Genomic DNA, 21737 nt, shown 5'->3' with positions numbered 1-21737 from the left:
CACGATCTCAGGTGAACAGCGTCAACACCCCGGTATAGCCATAGAGCCGGTTCTGCGAGAGTTCGCCATTCGCGTAGAAGCCGACCAGCGGAAACTCCCCCAGCTCGTCGCGAATCTGCTTCAACTCCTGCGAGTCGTCCCCGAACAGATTGGCGCCCCGGCCGAGACAGGAGACATAGACCCCACCGCGCGGCGGTGTCTGCAAGCGCCCTTTGAGGTTGGCGAGCATGCGCGAGAGATCCTCGCGCGCGGTATTCGCATCGCGGCGACAGAACATCAGCTCCTGGCCTTTCTCGACCAGATCGCCGATGCCGATCAGCCGCTTCTCCATATCGACGCCGATCAGATTGCGCACCAGATAGTCGCCGGTATCGGAACCGGCGATCGGCAGGCCGGCGAAGATGTAGCCGCCCACGCGCGAGATGTCGCGCGCCAGCACCTCGCCGATATCGTCCTTGAACACATCCAGCGCCGGACGGCCATCGAGTTCGACGATGACATTGCGCTGACAGGCGGTGATGCGCCGATGCGGCCCGATCGGCGAACAGCCCTGCGAGAGCGCGGTCTGGATCCCGATCGCCTCGGTGAACATGACGCCGGTCAGGCCACCCGCGGTCGGCTCGTCGGCGATCACCCGGGCATTGTGCTGGCTGCTCGCCAGGCCGCCGACCAGAAAGCCGGTCACGGTGCGCTCGGCCAACTGCCGGACCAGACTCTCGGTGAGCGGATTCGACGGATCGGCATGCACCAGGCCCATGAACGGTTGGGCGTTGCCGAGCCAGGCGCGCTGGGCGGCATCGAAGCCGTCGAGATCCTTGACGATGGGGGCGAAGACCCGGAACGCGTCCGCCGGCAGTTCGGCGATCATCGCCGCGATCGCCGGTCGCTCGTAGTATTCGACCCCGCTCGCGCAGATGCCAAGGCCCACCGCGCCGACCCAGTGCTCGACATCGGTCGCCTCGCGCAACGCCTCCAGGATCGCCTCCAGGTGGGCGTTGATGACATCGGTGAGATAGAGGAACCCGAGGCGTCCCGCGGAGCGATCCGGGGCCGGATGCCGGACCGAGCCAAGCCCGGCGATGACGCGCTCGAGGGCCAGGTGCCAATCGTCGTCGGCGGCGTGGGCGTAAGGAAATGCGTGCATCATCGGACTCGCTCAGTGATGTCTCCGGGCTTGGGGGCGCCTCCTGGTCTGGCTCTTCGGTCGCTGGTTCAAACCTCGGCCAGATCGCCCTTCTCCTGCAACCAGGCGCGGCGGTCGGCGGCGCGCTTCTTGGCCAGCAGCATATCCATCAAGGTGGCGCTGTCGTCGCCAGGCTCAACCGTGAGTTGCACCAACCGACGCGTATCCGGATGGATGGTGGTCTCGCGCAACTGCAGCGGATTCATCTCGCCGAGCCCCTTGAAGCGCTGCACGCTGACCTTGCCCTTGAGCTTCTCGGCGGCGATGCGATCCAGCACGCCACGGCGCTCGGAATCGTCCAGAGCGTAGAAGACGCGCTTGCCGACATCGATCCGGAACAGCGGCGGCATCGCCACATAGACGTGACCGGCCGCGACCAGTTGCGGGAAGTGCTTGAGGAACAGCGCGCACAGGAGCGTTGCGATATGCGCGCCATCGGAGTCGGCATCGGCGAGGATGCAGATCTTGCCGAAGCGCAGCCGGCTGAGATCGTCGCTGCCCGGATCGACGCCGATCGCGACGGCGATATCGTGCACCTCCTGCGAGCCCAACACCTCGGCCGGGTCCACCTCCCAGGTGTTCAGGATCTTGCCGCGCAACGGCATGATGGCCTGGAACTCGCGGTCGCGCGCCTGCTTGGCCGAGCCGCCGGCGGAGTCGCCCTCGACCAGGAACAGCTCGCTGCGCGCCGGATCGGTGGCGGTGCAGTCGGCCAGCTTGCCCGGCAGGGCCGGGCCCTGGGTCACGCGCTTGCGGGTCACCGCGCGTCCGGCGCGCAAGCGCGCCTGGGCGGCGCCGATGGCGATCTCGGCGATGCGCTCGCCGTCGCCGACATGCTCGTTGAGCCAGAGACTGAAGGCATCCTTGACCACGCCGGAGACGAAGGCGGCGCACTCGCGCGAGGACAGGCGCTCCTTGGTCTGGCCGGAGAACTGCGGATCGGCGAGCTTGACCGAGAGCACCCAACTGGCGCGCGCCCAGACGTCCTCGGGCGCCAGCTTGACGCCGCGCGGCAACAGGTTGCGAAACTCGCAGAACTCGCGCACGGCCTCGGTCAGGCCGCTGCGAAAGCCGTTGACATGGGTGCCGCCCTGCACCGTCGGGATCAGATTGACATAGCTCTCGGTGACCTGCTCGCCGGCCTCGGGCAGCCAGGTCACCGCCCAGCTCGCGGCCTCGGTCTGGCCCTCGAACGCGCCGACGAAGGGCACCGCCGGCACCCGCTCGGCCTCGCCGAGCGCCTCGCTCAGATAAGCGCGCAGGCCGTCGGCATAGCACCAGCGCTGCTCTTCGCCGCTGGCTTCGTCGCGAAAACGGACATCAAGCCCGGGACAGAGCACGGCCTTGGCGCGCAGCAGATGGGTCAGTTGGCGCACCGCGACCCTGGGCGTGTCGAAATAGCGCGGATCGGGCCAGAACCGCAGCCGCGTGCCGCTGTGGCCGCGCCCGACCCGGCCCATCGGGGTCAGCTCCTCGACCTTGTGGCCGTCGGCGAAGGCCATCCGATATTCCTGACCATCGCGCTTGACCCACACCTCCAGGCGTTTGGAGAGCGCGTTGACCACCGACACGCCGACGCCGTGCAGGCCGCCGGCGAAGCGGTAACTGCTGCCAGCGGTGAACTTGCCCCCGGCATGCAGTTTGGTCAAGATGACCTCGACCCCGGGCAGCCCCTGCTGGGGATGCATGTCCACCGGCATGCCGCGGCCGTCATCGCTGACCTCGATGGAGCCGTCCTGGTACAGGGTCACATCGATGCGCGTGGCCTTGCCGACCAGCGCCTCGTCGACGCTGTTGTCGATGACCTCTTGCGCGAGATGGTTCGGACGCGTGGTGTCGGTGTACATGCCCGGGCGCTTGCGCACCGGGTCCAAGCCGCTGAGAACCTCGATCGCCGAGGCGTCGTAATTGCCGCTCATCGCGGGATCGAACACTCCTTATCGAGCTGGAAAACCGATCCGGGCATGGCGCCGCGTTGACCGGTCAAAGCCGGCTACGTTAACTTAGAGCGAAACCTTTGTTCAAATGCGCCATGAGCCCAGAGACGATCGACAAGCCGACGATCGACAAGCCGACGATCGACGATCCCAAGCAGTTCGAGGACTCATTACAGGCGCTCGAGGCGATCGTCGATCAGCTCGAGCGCGGCGACCTCGGCTTGGAGGCCTCGCTCGCGGCGTTCGAGCAGGGCATCCGCCTCAGTCGCGGCTGCCAACGCGCGCTCGACCAAGCCGAGCAACGGATTCGCATCCTCAGCGAGCCCTCCGAGGCGGCCGAGCCCGAGCCATTGACCGACGACACGGCCGACTCCGCGCGCGACTGAATCCCGAGCAGCGGACAGACAGGCTCCAGATGCGTGCGCTCACGCGAAGCATCCAACCGTCCCCGCCTCAATTCCTCCCCGTGACCGACAAGCGATTGGCCCCCATGCAAGACGCCCCCCGCCTGAAGACCTTTCTCGCAGACTGCCAAGCCCGGGTGGCGACGACCCTGGAGCGCGTCCTGCCCGCCGCCGAGCAGCCGCCGACCCGGCTGCATCAGGCGATGCGCTACGCGGTGCTCGGCGCAGGCAAGCGCGTGCGTCCCACCCTGGCCTACGCCAGCGCGCAAGCCCTCGACCTCGCGCCCGAGCGCGTCGATGCCGGTGCCGCTGCGGTCGAGCTGATCCACGCCTATTCGCTGATCCATGACGATCTGCCGGCGATGGACGACGACGATCTGCGGCGTGGCCGGCCGAGCTGCCACAAGGCCTTCGACGAGGCGACCGCGATCCTCGCTGGCGATGCCTTGCAGACCCTCGCCTTCGGGGTCCTCGCGCAGGATGACGCGGCGGCGCCCGCGCGTCTGCGCATGGTGGCCGCGCTCGCGCGCGCTGCGGGCTCGATCGGCATGGCCGGCGGCCAGGCCTTGGATCTGGAATCCGAAGGCGGCCAGCTCGACCTGGTCATGCTCGAGAACATCCATATCCACAAGACCGGCGCGCTGATCCGCGCCAGCGTGCAGATGGCCAGCCTCGCCTGCCCCGAACTCGAGCCGGCCAAGGCCGAGGCCCTCGATCACTATGCCAAGTGCATCGGCTTGGCGTTCCAGATCCAGGACGACCTGCTCGACGTCGAGGGCGACACCGATGTCATCGGCAAGCAGAGCGGCGCCGATGCCGTCCATGACAAGGCCACCTATCCGTCGCTGATGGGCATCGCGGCGGCCCGCGAGGCCGCCAACAATCTGGTGTCGGACGCCCTCGCCAGCCTCGATCGGTTCGACGTGGGCGCCGATCCGCTGCGCTGGATCGCGCGTTATATCGTCGACCGGGATCGCTGAACCGGGATCGCCGAGCCGGGATCGCCGAGCCGGGATCGCCGAACCGGGGGCGCCGAACCGGGGGCGCCGAACCGGGGGCGCCGACATGAAATCGCCGGGCCGGAATTGTGAGCAGGGCCTTCCGTTTCGACCCCGGCCCCGTCGACCGAGACAACGCGCGCTCAACCTGTTAATTTGAATCCTCAAAGATCGCCGCTTCCCTCACCAACCAGGCCTATGCAAGATAAGGTTGTCGTCAAAGACCTCTACAAGATCTTCGGTCCCGAACCCGACCGAGCCCTAGAGCTGCTCGATCAAGGGTTCTCCAAGGCGGAGATCTACGAGCAAACCCGCACCACGGTCGGCGTGCAACGGGCCGACTTCAGCATCCGCGAAGGCGAGGTGTTCGTGGTCATGGGGCTGTCGGGCTCGGGCAAATCGACCCTGGTGCGCATGCTCAATCGCTTGATCGAGCCGACCCGCGGTCAGGTGCTCGTCGACGGCGACGATATCACCCGGATGTCGAAGCAAGAGCTGATCGCCATGCGCCGCCGCTCGATGAGCATGGTGTTCCAGTCATTCGCGCTGATGCCGCACAAGAGCGTGGTCGAGAACGCCGCCTTCGGGCTCGAGGTCTCCGGCATGGCCAAGGCCGAGCGCCATGAGCGCGCGCTGCAAGCGCTCGACACCGTCGGCCTGGCGGTCAATGCCGACAGCTATCCGGACGAACTCTCCGGCGGCATGAAACAGCGCGTCGGCCTCGCCCGCGCCCTCGCCACCGACGCGCCGATCCTGCTCATGGACGAGGCCTTCTCGGCCCTCGATCCACTGATCCGCACCGAGATGCAGGACGAGCTGGTGCGTCTGCAGAGCACCCAGGCCCATACCATCGTCTTCATCTCGCATGACCTCGACGAGGCGATTCGCATCGGCGACCGCATCGCCATCATGGAGGGCGGCGCCATCGTGCAGATCGGCACCCCGGAGGAGATCGTCACCAATCCGGCCAACGACTATGTGCGCTCGTTCTTCTACGGCGTCGACGTGAGCAAGGTCTTCAGTGCCGGCGATATCGCCTCGAACCGCGCCATCACGGTCTTCGAGCGCAGCGGCGTCAATGTGCGCGCGGCCCTGGCGCAACTGCACGAACGCGGCCACAGCCTCGGCATCGTCATCGATCGCGACCGTCATTATCGCGGCATGGTCAGCGTCAATTCGCTGGCCGACGCCGGGCGCGACAGCGAGCATCCGCATTGGGAGGAGGCCTTCCTCAAACAGATCCGGCCTGTCGCCGCCGACACCGAGCTGTCCGAGGTCCTGAGCCAGGTGACCTCCAGCGAGTTTCCGGTCCCCGTCGTCGATGCCGAGGGACGTTATCGCGGCATCGTCGACAAGACGGTCCTGTTGCAGACATTGGATAAGACGACGACCTGAGCCATGGCGAACGACCTCACCGATTTCGACATCCCCCTTGGCGATTGGGTCGCCGACGGGGTCGACTGGATCCAGGGCAACCTCACCGGCGTCCTCGATGGCATCTCCGAGGTGCTCGAGTTCTTCATCGACTCCTTCGAGGGCCTGCTGCAGGGCATTCCGCCGCTGATCCTGGCGCTGATCATCGTGCTGCTCGCGACCTGGCGCGTGAGCTGGAAATTCGGGCTGTTCGCCATCGTCGCCATGGTGCTGCTGTTCGGCATGGACATCTGGAGCGAGACCATCTCGACCCTGGGGTTGGTCATCGCGTCCAGTCTGGTGGCGCTACTCATCGGCATCCCGATCGGCATCACCATGGCCCGGCACGATACGTTCGAGGCGATCGCCCGGCCGGTGCTCGACTTCATGCAGACCATGCCGCCCTTCGTCTATCTGATTCCGGCCGCCATCTTCTTTGGGCTCGGCAAGGTTCCGGGCTCGATCGCGACCCTCATCTTCGCCATGCCGCCGGCCGTGCGCCTGACCAATCTCGGGATCCGGCAGGTCAGCGACGAGCACATCGAGGCCGGCAAGGCCTTCGGTTGCACCGGCCGTCAGCTGCTGTTCAAGGTGCAGTTGCCGCTGGCCATGCCATCGATCATGGCCGGGATCAATCAAACCATCATGCTCGCCCTGTCGATGGTCGTCATCGCCTCGATGATCGGTGCCGGCGGGCTCGGCAACACCGTGCTCACCGGTATTCAACGACTCGATGTCGGCCTCGGCTTCGAGGGCGGCCTGGGGGTCGTACTGCTCGCCATCCTGCTCGACCGCATCACCCAGAGCTTCGGCATCGCCCGCCGCGCCGGGCGATCGCCAACGCTCCTCACCCGCCTCCGCCGGTTCTTCCAACGCGGCCCGGACAGCCCGGGCAAGGGGTGAACGCTCAAGACCGGCCCTTCCCATCCACCCACCGCCACGAGGACTCACGATGCTCATGAACACCTCACTCAAGGCCTTCACCGCAGGCGCCCTCGCCCTCTCGCTCGGCACCGCCGCCGTCGCCGCCGACAACAGCATCAAGATCGGCTGGACCGCCTGGTCCGATGCCGAGTTCGTCACCAAGCTGACCCAGCGCATCCTCGAGGAGCGCATGGACTATGAGGTCGAACTGGTGCAAACCGATATCGCTCCGCAGTATCGGGGGCTCGCCGACGGCAACCTCGATGTCATGCTCATGTCCTGGCAGCCGGGCACCCACGCCGACTACATGGAAAAGGTCTGTAACGATGTGGTGCCACTCGGCATCCTCTACACCCATGCCCGCCTGGGCTGGGCGGTGCCGGACTATGTCCCGGAAGAGACGCTCGCCAGCATCGAGGATCTGAACAAGGACGAGGTCAAGGAGAAGCTCGACGAGACCATCACCGGCATCGACCCCGGCGCGGGCATCACGCGTCTGTCCAAGGATGCGATCGACGAGTACGACCTCGACGACTACGAGTTGCAGATCTCCTCGGGCGCGGGCATGACCGCCGCCTTGGAACGCGCCATCCGGCGCGAGGAGTGGATCGTGGTCACCGCCTGGAGCCCGCACTGGATGTTCGGCGCCCATGACCTGCGTTACCTGGAAGACCCCGAGGAGGTGCTCGGCAGCTTCGAGCGCGTGGTCGCTCTAGCGCGCGACGGCTTCTACCAGGAGGATATCGACGCGGCGAGCTTCATCTCGCGCATCCAGATCCCGATCGATGACCTGCAGTCGGCGATGTACGACGCCCAGGAGACCTCGTATGAAGAGGCCGTGACCAAGTACATCGAGAACAACGAGGATCGCATCGACTACTGGGTCACCGGCGAGCTTTGAGCCGCGCCCGGGCGCCTCGCCAACCGCAGCATCAGCGGCCCTGCGTGCAAGGCCGCTCCGCTGGCCAAGCCATCGCCACCGAGCCCGCGGGCCCGGTGGCGGTGGCATGTTCACGCGATCAGAAGTAGTAACCGAAGTTGATGTTGAAGCGGTAGTTCCAGTCATCGTTGCCGTTGACGCCGAAATCCCCGACCCCATCGGCGATATTGCCGTAGTTGTCGCCCTTTTCACCGACGAAGTAGTTGCCGTCCGAGAAGGCGAGATCGGTATAGATGTACCACCCGTTGCGCGCCCAGGCCGCGCCGAGAATCGCGAGCTGGCTGTCGTTGAAGTCACCATCCTCCTTGACGATGCTGCTGTACTCGACGTAGGGACGCACCGAATCCAGCCAGGGGATCTGGTCGGTCTCGTGGAGATAGCTCACCGAGATCGCCGGCAGCCAGGCGTCGGTTGCCACCGGCCAGGCGAAATCGTAGGCGCCCATCGGCAGCAGCTCGTCGGTTCCGAGCGGGTTGTCGTCGTCGATGTCGAACTGGTAGCGGGTGAGCTGGGTCGCCAGCAGCCAGTTGTCCCAGCTGTTGGTCATGTGCACCGAGGCCGCCCAATGGTCGCCATCGTCGCCACGCCGTCCCTTCAACTGACCATATTGCAACGAGACGCCGAGCGCGGTCTCCACGGCACCCTGATCGAGATTGTAGATAGCGCGAAGATTGAACTGGTTGCGTTCCTGATAGCCATTCGGCAACGCCCCGATCACGTCGCCATTCGCCGCCAGGCCGGTGTCCCAGAACACCGGATCATAGCTGTAACGCGCGCTGTCGCGGCTGATGCCATTGCCGTTCCATTCGCTGCGCGCGTAGTAAGCGAAGTCGAGATCCCAATTATCGATGCTGGTGACATACTTGACGCCGAGGTCCATGTCATCCGACAGGCCGACGTAGTAATGCTGGTCGAAGAACCAGCTCTGCGAGACGCCATAAGGCCCAGGGCCAAAGGGCACCCGGTTGATACCGACCTGGATCTGGCTGCCGTCGTCGAAATCCCAGCCCAGCCAGCCGGTATGCACGAAGTTGTAGCCGTTGTACCAACGGTACTCGAGCTTGCCGACCAACTGGTTGTACTTGAGATCCATGTTGATGCGGAAGGTATCGAGTTCGAAGTTACCGCCGTTTCCTCCGCGCGAGGGGCCTTGTCCCCGGTTCGGATAATCGCCGAGCACATAGTTGGCGCGCATCGCGCCGCCAATGGTCAAGGGTCCGACCTGGATCTTGTTCGCCTGCGGCGAGTCCGCCTTGCCCAACTCGGCCTCGGCCGCCTCGGCCTGTTCGGTGGCGGCGGCCGTCTCCGCCCGGGCCTCGGCGAGTTCGGCCTGGGCCTGTTCGAGCTGTCGCTGCAGTTCGCGCACGCGGCGCTCGAGGGCGGCGGGTTCGGCGGCGGCGAAGGCCGGTTGCGGGGCGCCGACGAGCGCGGCGAGGCCGAGCGCCAGCAGGGGGCCTGAGCCGCGATGAGCCGGTTGCGGCGAGGTCGGAGAGGCGCAGGCGATGCATGGTGTCGAGTGTTTCATGATGGATTCGGTGCGGTGGTGAATTGACGATCTGGGTCGATGACGCCTGAGAATGCTGTCATGCAACGTCGCTCGTGTGCGACCAACATCGCCTCTTGGCAAGAGACATGTCGTGCATTTACAACATTACCGTTTAGTGTATCCTCTGCTCGACGCGTTTTCCAGTGATCCAACACGCGCTTAGCCCCTTGTCGTCCGAACCGGGACGACATCCTCCGTGACTCGACGTCTTCGCGATCGCGGCGGGGATACCACAGGGCCTGCGCGCCCGATGGTTTTTATCTCGCAGGCGATTGCGCTAACATGACGATCCGTATCAATGAACGCCGGCCACACCCCAAGAGTCGCCCCCATGCAAAACGCAACCGACCGCTCGCCGGAGCAGCCTGGCTGGCTTCGGCTCGATGTGCACCCCTGGGTATTCTTCACCTCGGCCGGCATCATCGTGCTCTTCGTCGCCCTGACGATCTTCTTCGAGAACCAGGTCGACAACCTCTTCGACATCGTCCAGGGCGCGGTCTCCAAGTACGCCGGCTGGTTCTTCGTCGGCACCATGAATATCATCCTGATCTATGTCATCGCCCTGCTGCTCGGGCGTTTCGGCGACGTCCGCCTTGGCGGCGAGGGCGCGAGGCCCGAATTCTCGACGCTTGGCTGGTTCTCGATGCTGTTCAGCGCCGGCATGGGCATCGGCCTGCTCTTCTACGGCGTCGCCGAGCCGATGTTCCATTACGTCGCCTCGCCGCTGGCCGAATCCGGCACCCCCGAGGCAGCCCGCGTGGCGATGGATTTCACCTTCCTGCACTGGGGCTTGCATCCCTGGGCGATCTACGCCTTGGTCGGCCTCTCGCTCGGTTTCTTCGCCTTCAACAAGGGTCTGCCGCTGTCGATCCGCTCGGTGTTCTATCCGCTGCTCGGGGAGCGTATCTACGGACCGATCGGCAATATCATCGATATCATGGCGACGGTCGCGACCATGTTCGGCGTCGCCACCTCGCTCGGCCTCGGCGTGCAGCAGGTCAATGCCGGGCTGAGCCATCTGGTCGAGGTCATCCCGCAAACCACCACGGTGCAGCTCCTGCTGATCGCTGGCATCACCGCGGTCGCCACCTGGTCGGTGGTGCGGGGGTTGGATTCCGGCATCAAGGTGCTCAGCCAGCTCAACGTGATCGTCGCCGCGACGCTGATGATCTTCGTCCTGCTGGTCGGCCCGACCCTGTTCCTGCTGAATGCCTTCATCGAGAACCTCGGCATCTATGTGCAGCATTTCCCGTCGTTCAGCACCTGGAACGAGACCTATGACGATACCGAGTGGCAGAACGGCTGGACCGTGTTCTACTGGGGCTGGTGGATCGCCTGGTCGCCCTTCGTCGGCATGTTCATCGCGCGCGTCTCCTACGGCCGCACCATCCGCGAGTTCATCAAGGGCGTCCTGCTCGTGCCGACCCTGGTCACCTTCCTGTGGGTGACGGTCTTCGGCAACACCGCGCTGAATATCGAGATGTTCGGGGTTGGTGGCATCGCCAAGGCGGTACAGGAAAACATCCCGGTGTCGCTGTTCGTGATGCTCGAGACCTTGCCACTGGCCGAGATCTCGTCGGTGGTCGCGATCATCGTCATCATCACCTTCTTCGTCACCTCGTCGGATTCGGGCTCGTTGGTGATCGACATCATCACCGCTGGCGGCAACACCGAGCCGCCGGTGATCCAGCGCGTGTTCTGGGCGGTGATGGAGGGCGCCGTTGCCGCCGCGCTGCTGCTTGGCGGCGGGCTGGTGGCATTGCAGACGGCAGCCATCTCGACCGGACTGCCGTTTGCGATCATCCTGCTCGGGATGTGCTGGTCGCTCCACCTCGGGCTGGTCCATTACAAGACCGGCCAGGGCTTCGAGCTCAGCCTGCAGGATTACCAGGGACCGGAGTTCCGCACCCAAGCCACGCGCAAGATGCCGACCTTCGGCCGGCGGCAGTTCTGGCTCCCGGCCGGCCTGCACCAGCGCGCCACCGGCGCGGCCATGCGTCCGCGCCACAGTCTCGGCGTCACGCCGACCGCGGCGGGTAGCGCCAACCCGGATTTCCAGATCCATCCTCAGACCACGTCCGAGACCGGCTCGAGCGCCAGCGCGGCGGCCGCCGATCCCGGCAAGGGCACGCCGAGCGGAGGGCAGCGCGCATGATCACGGCAATCGACCTCCATCGCCTAGCACGCGGGCAATGCTGCGGATGCCGTCACCGCCCGCGCCGGCGAACGACGCCGATCGCGACGCTTGCCATCGGGCTGGCGCTGCTGCTCGGCCTCGCCGGCGCGGCTGGCGCCTCGTCGCTGCGCATCGCCTATGTCGACTGGTCCTCCTCGGTCGCCAGCGCCAATGTGGTCTGTGCCGTGCTCAACGAACGCCTCGATCAACCCTGCGAGCTGATCGAGACCAGTGCCGACGAGATGTGGCGCATGGTCGCCGAGGGCGAGGCGGACGTGATGCTTTCGGCCTGGCTGCCGGATACCCATGCCGACTACCACGCCCAATATGGCGAGCAACTCGATGATCTCGGTCCCAATCTGGTCGGCACCCGCACCGGGCTGGTGGTCCCGGCCACCCGGGTTGGGCGCCAAACCGACCAACGCGGTGCGCGTACCCAACCGATGTTGGAGATCCAGAGCATCGAGCAGTTACCGGAGCACCGCCAAGCGCTGGGTGATCGCATCATCGGCATCGACCCCGAGGCCGGCATCATGGCGGCGACCGAGCGGGCGTTGACGGAGTACCGGCTGACGGGCTTCCGCCTCATCTCCGGCGCCGAATCGACCATGACCGCGAGCCTTGCCGATGCGATCGCGCGCAATCGGCCCATCGTCGTCACCGGCTGGATTCCGCACTGGATGTTCGGGCGCTGGTCGCTGCGGTTTCTCGACGATCCCAAGGGCATCTATGGCGACCGCGGCAGCATCCACAGCATGGCGCGTCCCGGTCTGGCCGAGGATTTCCCGGCGGCGGCCGCGTTCATCGATCGTTTCGCCTGGGAAGCCGACAGCATGGAGCAATTGCTGGTCTGGATTCACCAAGACCACGGCCGTGATCCCTATGCGCAGGCCTTGCGGTGGATCCGCACCCATCCGCAGCAAGTCGACGACTGGCTCACCGAGACACGATAAGACGGAGGGACACTCTCATGCTGCAGGCGATCAGCCAGAAATTTCGCGGCGGCTGCCTCATGCTGGTGCGCGACAACGCGGGCGCGGTCGATTTTCTCGGCACCGCCTTCGTGGTCCACGCGCAAGGCTATCTGCTCACCGCCGCGCATCTGGTCGCGGAAACCGAGGGGCTGCGAGTCGTTCCAACCTCGAGCGGTGGCGAATTCCAACCCATCAGCTTCGATCGGGTCGCCGCCATGGCGGTGTCGGTGGCACGTCGCGATAGCGCCCATGACGTGGCCCTGTTGAAGATCGATCAAGGGCTCGATATCAGCGTTCCGGACGACTTCCTCGGCAGCGGCGACAACGTGCTGCCGGGCGCCTCGGTGATGAGTCTGGGCTACTCCTTTGGCCATGACCAGATCCACACGCCGCTCACGGTCGGCGGGTTTGCTGCGGCCAAGATTCGCTCCTATAACGAGACCCGGCTGATCCTGTTCGACAACATGGTCCAAAACGGCGATATCGGCGGTCCCCTCGTGCATGTCACCGACGGCCATGTGGTAGGCATCATCAGTGGCCGTTTCGAGCCCGCCGATGTCGTCCATGGCAGCGCCGATTGGGAGCGGCGCCCGCCGCACAACACCAATATCTCTTTTGCCGTCGATATCGACTATGGCACGGCGCTGATGCGCGCCGAGGGTCTCTTCGGGCACGAATGAGACGCGCGCCGCTTGCAGCGAGCCGCAACAGACCGCATGGTCGTATGCATTCGGCGTTGCCCGCGCTGACCGATCCCGGTCCAGCGACCCTCGGCGCGCCCGCCTTTTATTCTAGGAGCACTCTTCCGTGGATTCCGCGTTGATCACCCCGTCCCCCGACTGCTCGGATTCTCTTGCGCAGCGGCCCGCCGATGCGTGGCGCCCGGCCGCGGGCACCGAGATCGCGGACGTGCAGGCAAGCCCCGATAGCCGGCGCATCGCCATCAACAAGGTGGGCATCAAGGACATCCGCCACCCGGTGCGGATCAAGGACCGCAGCGGTCGCGAGCAGCATACGGTCGCCACCTTCAACATGTCCGTGTTCCTGCCCCATCACTTCAAGGGCACGCACATGTCGCGCTTCGTCGCCATCCTCAATGGCCACGAGCGCGAGATCGGTGTCGGCACCTTCAAGGAGATGCTCACCGAGATGACCGAACGGCTCGAGTCCGAGGCCGGCCACATCGAGATGCGCTTCCCGTTCTTCGTCAACAAGCGGGCGCCGGTCAGCGGCGTCGAGAGCCTGCTCGACTACGATGTCACCCTCATCGGCGAGGTGCGCGGCGGCGAGCCCGAACTCTCGATCAAGGTGGTGGTGCCGGTGACCAGCCTCTGCCCCTGCTCCAAGGAGATCTCGCGCTATGGCGCGCACAATCAGCGCTCGCACGTCACCGTCGTGGCCAAGACCTGCGGCTTCCTGTGGATCGAAGAGCTGATCGATCTGGTCGAGGCCGAGGCCAGCGCCCAGCTCTATGGTCTGCTCAAGCGGCCGGATGAGAAGTACGTCACCGAGCACGCCTACGAAAACCCGAAGTTCGTCGAGGACACGGTGCGCGATGTCGCCCGGCGCCTGAACGCCGAGGCGCGCGTCGGCGCCTATGTGGTCGAGGCCGAGAACTTCGAGTCCATCCACAACCACTCGGCCTACGCGATGGTCGCCCGCGACAAACACGCGGACGCCTGCGCAGCCTAGGGCGATTTCCGTTCCAGACGCCACAAACGCTCGCTCCCCGCTCAATAGCGGCCATGCGAGCGGGTCACATAGTTGTGCAGCGAATCGCGCTCTTGATTCGCCCGCATCAGGTTCGTGTGAGTGATCCGAAACAGTGCGCGCATGACCTTGAACACCAGGGTCGGATGGTCGGCGAGCAAGGCCTCGAAATCCTCCGGCTCCAGCGTCAGCACCACCGTCTCCCGCGCGGCGCGCAATCCGGCCTTGCGCGGCGAGCCATCGACGAAGGCGCGGGTTCCGGCACATTCGCCCGGAGACATCCGGTAGACGGTGGAATCGACACCCTCATGATGGTGCAGCACATCCAGCCGCCCCGCGACCAACACGAACAGGGTCCGCCGAGCATCGCCCTCGCTCACCAGCCACTCGTGCCCAGCCAGGCGCTCGCTCCCCATGATCCGCGCCAGCGTCTCAACCTCGCTCGCGTCGAGTTCATCGGCGAGCACCGAGTTTCTCAGCCAAGCGGTCTTTTGTTCATCCGTCGTTTGATCGTTCATCATTACCTAGACTCAAGCCAAGACTGATTGTTGCGGCACGAATGCTACATAGCCGATATAGCCGATATAGTCATCCGACGCCAGCGGCCGATAAACAGAGATAGTCCTGCAAGACCTGGCACTTGCGCCGACACAACCCACTGATCCTGAAAAACCTCAACGCGCTCGCCATCGAGAGTACCTGAGCGGGCGAGCCACTGGAGTCCTGGTCGCGCAGTCCCAAACGTACAGTAGAGGCGACCCCTCCCGTTGTCAAAGCGATTCAAGCCTGGCGTGCGGACCTCGCGCGCAGCGCTTACACTAGGCTCGCCTCCAGCGGGCAGACGGTTGGCCGCACCCGCGATCAGGTTGCGAATCGGACCACGCCCGCGCGACCAACATTCACTGGCGCCCTGCCGCCGAGGGCATCCTCATCCATGACCACAGCTTCGCGCGCCACGGGTTGGCATCTCGGCCGCTGGCGGCTGATCGACAGGCTCATCGCCGGCACCGCGTTGATCCTGATGCTGGTCGGCCTGTCCTGGCTGATCGGCGCCGACCGCGGGCTGAGCAAAACCCGGATCCGGGTCGGACAGACGCCGGTGACCGTCTCCATGCAAGCCGAGACCGAACCGGCGCCGGTGGTCGTCATCGCCCACGGCTTCTCCGGTTCGCGGCAGATGATGGCGTCCTTTGCGCGCACCCTGGCGCGCAATGGCTATGTCGCCGTGAACCTCGATTTCCCCGGGCACGGCGCCAATCCGCGTCCGCTCGAAGGCGAGATCGGCGAACAGCGCCGCACCCGGATCCTGCTGGATGCGCTCGCGGCCGTGGTCGACCATGCCAGCACACTGCCGCAATACGATGGCCGCCTGGCATTGCTCGGCCACTCCATGGCCGGCGATATCGCCGTGCGCTATGCCGATCGCAGCCCGGCCGCAGAACCCAAGGCCAGCGCCGATGAACCCCGTCAACCGGCTGCTCCCCGCCTTGATCCAGCCGCCGATCTCGATGCGCTCGTCGCCGTCTCGCCTTATCTGTCCGAGGAGCTTGGCGCGCATCGGCCTGGCCGCACACCGGACAACCTGCTGTTCATCTACGGCGCCTGGGAACCACGCATGATCCTCGAGCAAGGCCGCGCCGCTGTCGCCGCCGTGGCCAATCTGCCGAGTGACGCCATTCAGCCCAGCGTCACCTATGGCGACCATGGCGACGGCAGCGCCCGGCGGCTGGTCATCGCGGACCACGTCGAGCACATCGGCGTGCTCTACAGCGCCCGCGCCCTCCGCGCCGCGCTCGACTGGCTCGACCAGGTCTTCGAGCGCGAGAGCAGCGGCTGGGTCGACGCGCGCGGCGCCTGGCTCGGGCTCTACTTCCTCGGCGCCATCCTGCTCGCCTGGCCGTTCTCGCGTCTGTTGCCTCGGATCAGCAGCGAACCGCTCGGGGCGGATCTGGGCGGGCGCCGGCTGGCGCTAGCGGCGCTCTTGCCGGCATTGCTCACGCCGCTGATCCTATGGCCGTTGCCGACCGATTTCCTGGCCATCGCGATCGCCGACTACATCGCCCTGCACTTCCTGGTCTACGCCGCGCTGACGGCGCTCATGCTGGCGTTGATCCGCCGCCAGCCGAACAACCCGCCATCCTCGGCTCAGACCGCCGGCCCACCGATGGGGCGAGGCGGCGCAATCGGTCGCGGCAGTGCCAGCGTCTCCGCCTCGGCCTTCGGGGCCGCGGTGCTCGCCGTCATCGCCTATCAGGCCCTGATCATCGCCCTGCCGATCGATCTCTACGTCGCCGCCTTCCTGCCCGACCCGCACCGGTTCGGCACCCTGCTCGTGCTGTCCGTGGCAACCCTGGCTTGGTTCATCGCCGACGAATGGCTGACCCGCGGCCGTGGCGCCTTCATCGGCCGCTATGCACTGACCAAGGTGCTGTTCCTGCTCTCGCTGATCCTGGCGGTGGTATTGAATCTGGAGGAACTGTTCTTCCTCGTCATCATCATTCCCGCCATCCTGATCCTGTTCGTGGTCTTTGGGCTCTTCAGTGGCTGGATCTATCGACGCACCGGACATCCATTGGTCGCCGCCCTCGCCAACGCCCTGTTCTTGGCGACCGCGATCGCTGTCAGCTTCCCGATTGCCGACTGAGCTGCGTGTCAGCATGAGCGAAGGACCCGACCCGATGCCCCCCGTCAAGGCTCCTGTCCAGGCCCCAGCAAACGCGACCCGTCCCGGCCGCGCCGAGGCCTCGGCAACCCAAGGCCGCCCCGGTGACGGCCTTGGTCCCAATCCAGGTCGATGGCGGACCGGCCCATCGACCCTGCGCCTGCTGCAATTCACCGATCTCCACCTCTATGCCGAGCCCGGGGCCGTGCTCCTCGGCCAATGCACGCGGCGAACCTTCGAGCAGGTGCTGGCCCAGGCCCGGACACGACACTGGCCGGCCGACGCGATCCTCTTCACCGGCGATCTGGTCCATGACGAGCGGGTCGAGGGCTATCGATACCTAAGTCGCATCATCGACGCACTCGATTGCCCCTGTTTCTGCATCCCGGGCAATCATGACCGCCGGGAACTCTTGGCCGCCGAGGTTGATCCCGGCGCCGGGCAGGCCTATCGCGTCGAACCGCTCGGCCCCTGGGATCTGGTGCTGCTGGATTCGACCATCGCCGGCGCCGACGGCGGTCGGCTTCCTCCCGCGACCCTCGCGCGGCTTGAACAGCAGCTGGCGACGAACCAACAGCGCCCGGCGCTGGTCAGCGTCCACCACCAACCGGTCGCGGTCGGCAGCCGCTGGATCGACACCATGCGGATCGAGAACGGGGCCGAACTCCTGGCCCTCGCCGAGCGCTATCCCCGGCTGCGCGCCATCCTCTGGGGGCATGTGCATCAGGCCTTCGACCAAGCGTTCGGCGCCACCCGACTCTTGGCCACGCCCTCCACCTGCGCTCAATTCAAGCCCGCCAGTGAGCACTTCGCGTTAGACGATCTGCCGCCTGGCTATCGCTGGCTCGAGCTTGAGCCCGATGGCCGCCTGCGCACCGGGGTCGAGCGACTTGCGACAGCGGCGCCGCGCGCAGACCCCGGCGAGGCGACCGCGTCCGCTGTCTCGCAGGATCGCCAGCGATCAGGATGACCGCCCTCGCTCAGGTGCAAGGCCGCGATCGCTCGCTTCAACGCGTCGCGAACCCGCTCAGCGGCCGATAATCCTGCGTCTCGCAGGCCACCGCCGCGACCTCCGCGGCCGACGGGCCGCGATGCAGCCAGGCCTTGAAGCGCTCGAGCGCGTTGGCGTCACCACAGGCGAGCACCTCCACCCGGCCATCGGGCAGGTTGCGCGCATAACCGGTGATGCCGAGCTGCTGCGCCTCTTGTGCCGCCGAGGCGCGAAAGGACACGCCTTGCACCCGGCCACTGACAAAACAACGGATGCAGCGCGCGCCGGCCCATGCGGTCGCGGGTTCGGGAGCGGTCATCGGCAATCTCCTGAAGATTCGGATTCAGCGTGTGACGATCACACGGCTTCAGCGGGTACGCTGACCATGAGATCTGGTCTGCGGCCTTTGGCATCAATCCCTGACGCGCGGCCTTGGACACCGGCCTGCTAGGCCTGGTCGCGCTTGTACCTGGTGAAGGGGATGTCCTTGTAGGCGCCTTCGACCACATAGCGACCGAGCAGCAAGAACTCCTCGCTATCGCGGGTGGCGCCGGTGTAGCGGGCAACCAGATTGCCGTCGAGGTCGAAGAACGCGAACACCGGCGTCGCGCGCACGCGGAACTGTTTCAGCGCGAAGTCTTTCTGGCTGTTGGCATGCCCCTCGAAGTCGACGATCTCGATATCGCCCTCGACATCGACCGGGAAGATCAGGAAATGCTCGCGGAAGTAGTCCTGCACCTCGGGCCGGTTGAGCACCATCGTCTTCATGCGCTGGCAGAACGGGCATTCATCCATCTCGAACATCAACAGGATGCCGATCTTGCCCTCCTCGCGCGCGGTGTCTCGCTCTTCGCTGAAATCGCCGAAGGTCTGATTGAAGAAGTGCCGACCGGGATCGCGGGTTGTCTCGCCGGCGAAGGGCGTGCTCGCCAGCGGGAGAACCGTCAGGAAGGCGAGCAAAACCGCCCGCCAGCGCGGACGCGCGGATGAGATCAGGGGTCGCATCAGGGACATGGAAAGCACCTCTCAAGGTCGGTTCAGCGAGGAAACAGCGGCCTGCCCCTCATTGTGGGAACAATGCCAGTGCCTTTGCAATGTCCCGCGGGATGGACCGGCGGCAGCGCTTGCCAGCTCAACCCGGAATCCGGAATTGACACTCGGCCTGCGCCAGATCGACCTCGACCAGCGCCAGCGGCACGCGCTGGTCCAGCGCCAATGGCTGCTTGGCGCGCACACGCGTCTCCAGCGCCAGCTCCGGGATCAAGACCGTGGCCTTGCGCTCCTGCAGTTCGACCACGACGCCCTCGCCGGTCCACTGGGGCCGGCGCGCCAGATAGACCAGCTTCCAGTGGAGGTTCGATTGCCGCTCGGCGCGGCGCACCAGGAGGCCGCCCTGATCCGCCTCGCCGGCGCGCTGGCTCACCTGCGCGACGCTCAAGGGCTCGCTGCCGCGCAGATGCGCGCGCAATTGCTGATGCACCAGGAGATCCGCATACCGCCGCAACGGGCTGGTGGCGCGGGCGTAGGCGTCGAGCCCGAGACCAAAATGCCGACCCGGCTCGCCAACGACGGTGCGACTCGGCTTGAACAGGCGCCGATAGGCGACCATGCCGGCCATGCTCGTCGGCTGCTCGATGCGCTCCGGCGTCGCTTGGGTCGCAAAGGGAATCGGCAGCGCGTGCTGCTGGCAGTAACGCGCCGCCGCCTCGCCGGCCATCAGCATCAGCTCGGTGACCATGGCGCGCGCGCCGCTGCGCTCCACCGGGCGGATCAGCACCTCTCCCGCGCGCACCCGCACGCTGACCTCGGGCAGGTCGATCTCGGCCGCGCCCTGAGCCAGCCGGCGCTGGCGATAACGCTCGGCCCGCTCGGCCAGCTCGGCCAGCGGCGGGTCGGCGAGCCGACGATCGGCCTCGGCATAGCTGAGCCGCTGCACCCGCACCAGGCTCGGCTGAATCTCGATTGCGGCGATCTCGCCCTCGGCATCCAGCCGCAGCCCGAACGAGAGCGCCGGCGAACGCTCCTGCAATCCGAGCCCGAGCTGCTCGGTGATCGCCACCGGCAGCATGTGTAAGGTGCCCTCGGGCAGATAGAGATTGGCACCGCGCGCGCGCGCTTCGCGGTCGAGCTCGGAATCCGGGGGCACCAGCGCGGCGACATCGGCGACATGGATCCAGACGCGCTCGCCGTCGATGCTGATGGCATCATCCGGGTCCTGATTGCCTTCATCGTCGATCGCGAAGGCCGGCAGATGGGTCAGGTCGAGCCGCGCTGGCTCGCCGGGGATCTCGGCCGCGGCATCCAGCGGCGGGATCGGCAGCTCGGGATTCGTCGTCGGCGCCCCGACCCGGGTCGGATAGGGATTGTGCGTCGGCGACCAATAGCCAACCGCGACCAGCAGCCGATAGGCGCTCACCGGCGTCTCGTCAAAGCCGAGCGCTTTCAGGATGCGGCTGTGCTCGCCCTGCAGAGTGGCGAGCCGCTCGACCTCTTGCAGCGGCTCGCGATCCTCGGGCTCGATCCGCCCCGCCCGCAGGCGCGCGAGCAACGCCGCCCAGGCCTGCTCGGCCCGGGCCTTGGTCTCGCGTTCGGCGCGATCGCGCTCGATCAGCTCCAGGGCGCGGGGGCGCAGCGCCTCGGGCGTGCCCTCGAACCAGAGTCCCTCGGCAAGCCATTCCCAAGCGCCCCAGGCCGCGCCTGGGCTGTGCTCGCCATAGAGCAGTTCGGCCAACTCCTTGAGGTCGGTCTCGCTGCCCTCGAGCAATTCCCAGGCCTCTTGCGGATGCACCTCGGGCGGGCGAATCTGTGCCAGGCTGGCGATCGGCCCCGGATGCAACGCGAGGATATCCTTCGGCCGCACGCGTTTGGTCTGACCGCCCTCGATTTCGATCTCGATCTTCTCCGCCGCAGCCAGCACCCGCGCTGGCCGGCTCTTGTACACGACCAGGCTGCCGGTGCGCGGGATCGCTTGATAGGAAGACAATGCGGAGTCATCTCCAGGGTCAATGAAACGATGATGGCGCGGCCGCGACGGGCGCCGTGGTGGCGCGTCGCTCGATCACGGCGCCGAACCAATCACTATATCAGTTGCGCTCGGCGCGCGATGCAATCCGCTATCATGGACGCAACACAGCCCCACTCAAGCGCTATACACCCCACCGACCGGCGGCCTCTTGCCGCCGGGTCGGTCGACGCACGAGAACCCGATCATGCATCAAGACTGGCAAGCCTTTCTCGACTCTCAAGGCGCCCGCCTCGGCGACGATGGCGCCGCGCACTTCGATCGCGCCCCGGCCGAGCCCGACTGCGGCGTCGTCGATCTCTCGCACCTCGGCCTGATCGCGATCGGCGGCCCACAAGCCACCGAGTTCCTCCAAGGCCAGCTCAGCAACGACCTGCGCGAACTGACCGAGACCCACACCCAACTCAGCAGCCATTGCAGCCCCAAGGGGCGGATGCTGGCCAACTTCCGCGTGCTCCGTTTCGAGGAGCGCTTCTTCCTGCTCTTGCCGCGCGTGCAGATGGAGACGCTGCTCAAGCGCCTGCGCATGTTCCTGCTGCGCGCCAAGGCCAGCATCGACGAGGTCAGCGATGCCCTGGTCTGCTTTGGCCTGATCGGCGACTGCGCCGATGACTCGCTCCAGCATGCCTTCGGCGCGCTGCCGAGCGAACCGAACGCAATGGTCCGCGCCGGCGACACCGCGCTGATCCGGGTTGCCGATCCGGTCCCGCGCTTTCTGCTCATCGGGCCGGTCGACTCCGCGCGCGCCGCCTGGGAGGCCGCGCGCGCCGCCGGCGCCGAGCTGGCCAATCCGGATCTCTGGGCCTTGCGGGATATCCGCGCCGGCCTCCCGACCGTCCTCCCCGAGACCAGCGACA

The 21737-nt window shown here is 66.1% G+C and carries 19 protein-coding genes; 12 read left to right on the top strand and 7 right to left on the bottom strand.

Annotated features, from left to right (window positions below):
- Positions 1–7: 7 nt before the first annotated feature.
- Together ACLFQI_RS02900 and parE are read right to left on the bottom strand one after the other, a co-directional pair.
- On the bottom strand, positions 8–1144 hold the full coding sequence (locus tag ACLFQI_RS02900) for an FIST N-terminal domain-containing protein (protein ID WP_410757329.1): 1137 nt from the start codon (positions 1142–1144) through the stop codon (positions 8–10).
- A 68-nt stretch (positions 1145–1212) separates the two neighbouring features.
- On the bottom strand, positions 1213–3102 hold the full coding sequence (parE, locus tag ACLFQI_RS02895; RefSeq protein ID WP_410757328.1) for a DNA topoisomerase IV subunit B: 1890 nt from the start codon (positions 3100–3102) through the stop codon (positions 1213–1215).
- Between the two features lie 113 nt (positions 3103–3215).
- Between parE and ACLFQI_RS02890 the strand changes: the two genes are divergently transcribed.
- From ACLFQI_RS02890 to ACLFQI_RS02870, 5 genes are all read left to right on the top strand, one after another.
- Positions 3216–3506, top strand: coding sequence for an exodeoxyribonuclease VII small subunit (locus ACLFQI_RS02890; RefSeq protein WP_410757327.1), 291 nt, complete (start codon positions 3216–3218; stop codon positions 3504–3506).
- Positions 3507–3610: 104 nt separating this feature from the next.
- On the top strand, positions 3611–4504 hold the full coding sequence (locus tag ACLFQI_RS02885; protein ID WP_410757325.1) for a farnesyl diphosphate synthase: 894 nt from the start codon (positions 3611–3613) through the stop codon (positions 4502–4504).
- A 216-nt stretch (positions 4505–4720) separates the two neighbouring features.
- The gene (proV, locus tag ACLFQI_RS02880) at positions 4721–5917 is read left to right on the top strand and encodes a glycine betaine/L-proline ABC transporter ATP-binding protein ProV (protein WP_410757324.1); all 1197 of its coding nucleotides are present in this window, start codon (positions 4721–4723) and stop codon (positions 5915–5917) included.
- Positions 5918–5920: 3 nt separating this feature from the next.
- Positions 5921–6838, top strand: a complete 918-nt coding sequence (locus ACLFQI_RS02875) for an ABC transporter permease (RefSeq protein ID WP_410757322.1) — start codon at positions 5921–5923, stop codon at positions 6836–6838.
- A gap of 55 nt (positions 6839–6893) precedes the next feature.
- The gene (locus ACLFQI_RS02870) at positions 6894–7760 is read left to right on the top strand and encodes a glycine betaine ABC transporter substrate-binding protein (protein WP_410757333.1); all 867 of its coding nucleotides are present in this window, start codon (positions 6894–6896) and stop codon (positions 7758–7760) included.
- Positions 7761–7878: 118 nt separating this feature from the next.
- Here the strand turns inward: ACLFQI_RS02870 and ACLFQI_RS02865 are convergent, their stop codons facing one another.
- Positions 7879–9324: a hypothetical protein gene (locus tag ACLFQI_RS02865; RefSeq protein WP_410757321.1), complete on the bottom strand. Its 1446-nt coding sequence runs from the start codon at positions 9322–9324 to the stop codon at positions 7879–7881.
- 352 nt (positions 9325–9676) lie between these two features.
- Between ACLFQI_RS02865 and ACLFQI_RS02860 the strand changes: the two genes are divergently transcribed.
- The 4 genes from ACLFQI_RS02860 (at position 9677) to folE2 (ending at position 14187) form a co-directional block, all read left to right on the top strand.
- Positions 9677–11500 carry a BCCT family transporter gene (locus tag ACLFQI_RS02860; protein ID WP_410757320.1) on the top strand — a complete coding sequence of 608 codons (1824 nt, stop codon included), beginning with the start codon at positions 9677–9679 and terminating at the stop codon, positions 11498–11500.
- The gene (locus tag ACLFQI_RS02855) at positions 11497–12474 is read left to right on the top strand and encodes a glycine betaine ABC transporter substrate-binding protein (protein ID WP_410757318.1); all 978 of its coding nucleotides are present in this window, start codon (positions 11497–11499) and stop codon (positions 12472–12474) included. Before ACLFQI_RS02860 ends, ACLFQI_RS02855 begins: the two co-directional genes overlap by 4 nt.
- Positions 12475–12491: 17 nt before the next feature.
- A complete protein-coding gene (locus ACLFQI_RS02850) occupies positions 12492–13175 on the top strand; it encodes a serine protease (protein ID WP_410757316.1) in 684 nt (227 codons plus the stop codon).
- Between the two features lie 220 nt (positions 13176–13395).
- Positions 13396–14187 (top strand): GTP cyclohydrolase FolE2, encoded by a 792-nt coding sequence (gene folE2, locus ACLFQI_RS02845; RefSeq protein ID WP_410757331.1) that lies wholly within the window; start codon positions 13396–13398, stop codon positions 14185–14187.
- A gap of 41 nt (positions 14188–14228) precedes the next feature.
- On the opposite strand, the gene ACLFQI_RS02840 is transcribed toward folE2, so the two are convergent.
- Positions 14229–14723, bottom strand: a complete 495-nt coding sequence (locus ACLFQI_RS02840) for a cyclic nucleotide-binding domain-containing protein (RefSeq protein ID WP_410757315.1) — start codon at positions 14721–14723, stop codon at positions 14229–14231.
- A gap of 416 nt (positions 14724–15139) precedes the next feature.
- Between ACLFQI_RS02840 and ACLFQI_RS02835 the strand changes: the two genes are divergently transcribed.
- Positions 15140–16849: an alpha/beta hydrolase gene (locus tag ACLFQI_RS02835; RefSeq protein WP_410757314.1), complete on the top strand. Its 1710-nt coding sequence runs from the start codon at positions 15140–15142 to the stop codon at positions 16847–16849.
- 34 nt (positions 16850–16883) lie between these two features.
- On the top strand, positions 16884–17837 hold the full coding sequence (gene cpdA, locus ACLFQI_RS02830) for a 3',5'-cyclic-AMP phosphodiesterase (RefSeq protein WP_410757313.1): 954 nt from the start codon (positions 16884–16886) through the stop codon (positions 17835–17837).
- A gap of 37 nt (positions 17838–17874) precedes the next feature.
- Here cpdA and ACLFQI_RS02825 read toward each other — a convergent pair whose 3' ends face one another.
- The 3 genes from ACLFQI_RS02825 to ACLFQI_RS02815 all read right to left on the bottom strand — a co-directional run bounded on the left by ACLFQI_RS02825 (position 17875) and on the right by ACLFQI_RS02815 (position 20841).
- A complete protein-coding gene (locus ACLFQI_RS02825) occupies positions 17875–18177 on the bottom strand; it encodes an acylphosphatase (RefSeq protein ID WP_410757312.1) in 303 nt (100 codons plus the stop codon).
- 128 nt (positions 18178–18305) lie between these two features.
- Entirely contained in the window at positions 18306–18863 is a 558-nt protein-coding gene (locus ACLFQI_RS02820; protein WP_410757330.1) for a thioredoxin family protein, read from the bottom strand.
- A gap of 127 nt (positions 18864–18990) precedes the next feature.
- On the bottom strand, positions 18991–20841 hold the full coding sequence (locus tag ACLFQI_RS02815) for an RNB domain-containing ribonuclease (RefSeq protein ID WP_410757311.1): 1851 nt from the start codon (positions 20839–20841) through the stop codon (positions 18991–18993).
- A 226-nt stretch (positions 20842–21067) separates the two neighbouring features.
- Here ACLFQI_RS02815 and ACLFQI_RS02810 point away from each other — a divergent pair.
- Positions 21068–21737: YgfZ/GcvT domain-containing protein (locus ACLFQI_RS02810; protein ID WP_410757310.1), on the top strand; the 670-nt coding region annotated here is incomplete at its 3' end.

This window comes from Halochromatium sp. (assembly GCF_046541315.1).
Lineage (GTDB): Bacteria > Pseudomonadota > Gammaproteobacteria > Chromatiales > Chromatiaceae > Lamprobacter.
This window is presented reverse-complemented; position numbering and strand designations above follow the sequence as displayed.

Bases quoted from the DNA above. Each gene is read 5' to 3' on its own strand.
- ACLFQI_RS02865 (WP_410757321.1), bottom strand. From the start codon at position 9,324: ATGAAACACTCGACACCATGCATCGCCTGCGCCTCTCCGACCTCGCCG.
- parE (WP_410757328.1), bottom strand. From the start codon at position 3,102: ATGAGCGGCAATTACGACGCCTCGGCGATCGAGGTTCTCAGCGGCTTG.
- ACLFQI_RS02835 (WP_410757314.1), top strand. From the start codon at position 15,140: ATGACCACAGCTTCGCGCGCCACGGGTTGGCATCTCGGCCGCTGGCGG.
- ACLFQI_RS02850 (WP_410757316.1), top strand. From the start codon at position 12,492: ATGCTGCAGGCGATCAGCCAGAAATTTCGCGGCGGCTGCCTCATGCTG.
- ACLFQI_RS02900 (WP_410757329.1), bottom strand. From the start codon at position 1,144: ATGCACGCATTTCCTTACGCCCACGCCGCCGACGACGATTGGCACCTG.
- ACLFQI_RS02860 (WP_410757320.1), top strand. From the start codon at position 9,677: ATGCAAAACGCAACCGACCGCTCGCCGGAGCAGCCTGGCTGGCTTCGG.
- ACLFQI_RS02890 (WP_410757327.1), top strand. From the start codon at position 3,216: ATGAGCCCAGAGACGATCGACAAGCCGACGATCGACAAGCCGACGATC.
- ACLFQI_RS02885 (WP_410757325.1), top strand. From the start codon at position 3,611: ATGCAAGACGCCCCCCGCCTGAAGACCTTTCTCGCAGACTGCCAAGCC.
- ACLFQI_RS02840 (WP_410757315.1), bottom strand. From the start codon at position 14,723: ATGAACGATCAAACGACGGATGAACAAAAGACCGCTTGGCTGAGAAAC.
- proV (WP_410757324.1), top strand. From the start codon at position 4,721: ATGCAAGATAAGGTTGTCGTCAAAGACCTCTACAAGATCTTCGGTCCC.
- ACLFQI_RS02855 (WP_410757318.1), top strand. From the start codon at position 11,497: ATGATCACGGCAATCGACCTCCATCGCCTAGCACGCGGGCAATGCTGC.
- ACLFQI_RS02875 (WP_410757322.1), top strand. From the start codon at position 5,921: ATGGCGAACGACCTCACCGATTTCGACATCCCCCTTGGCGATTGGGTC.
- ACLFQI_RS02820 (WP_410757330.1), bottom strand. From the start codon at position 18,863: ATGCGACCCCTGATCTCATCCGCGCGTCCGCGCTGGCGGGCGGTTTTG.
- cpdA (WP_410757313.1), top strand. From the start codon at position 16,884: ATGCCCCCCGTCAAGGCTCCTGTCCAGGCCCCAGCAAACGCGACCCGT.
- ACLFQI_RS02870 (WP_410757333.1), top strand. From the start codon at position 6,894: ATGAACACCTCACTCAAGGCCTTCACCGCAGGCGCCCTCGCCCTCTCG.
- ACLFQI_RS02825 (WP_410757312.1), bottom strand. From the start codon at position 18,177: ATGACCGCTCCCGAACCCGCGACCGCATGGGCCGGCGCGCGCTGCATC.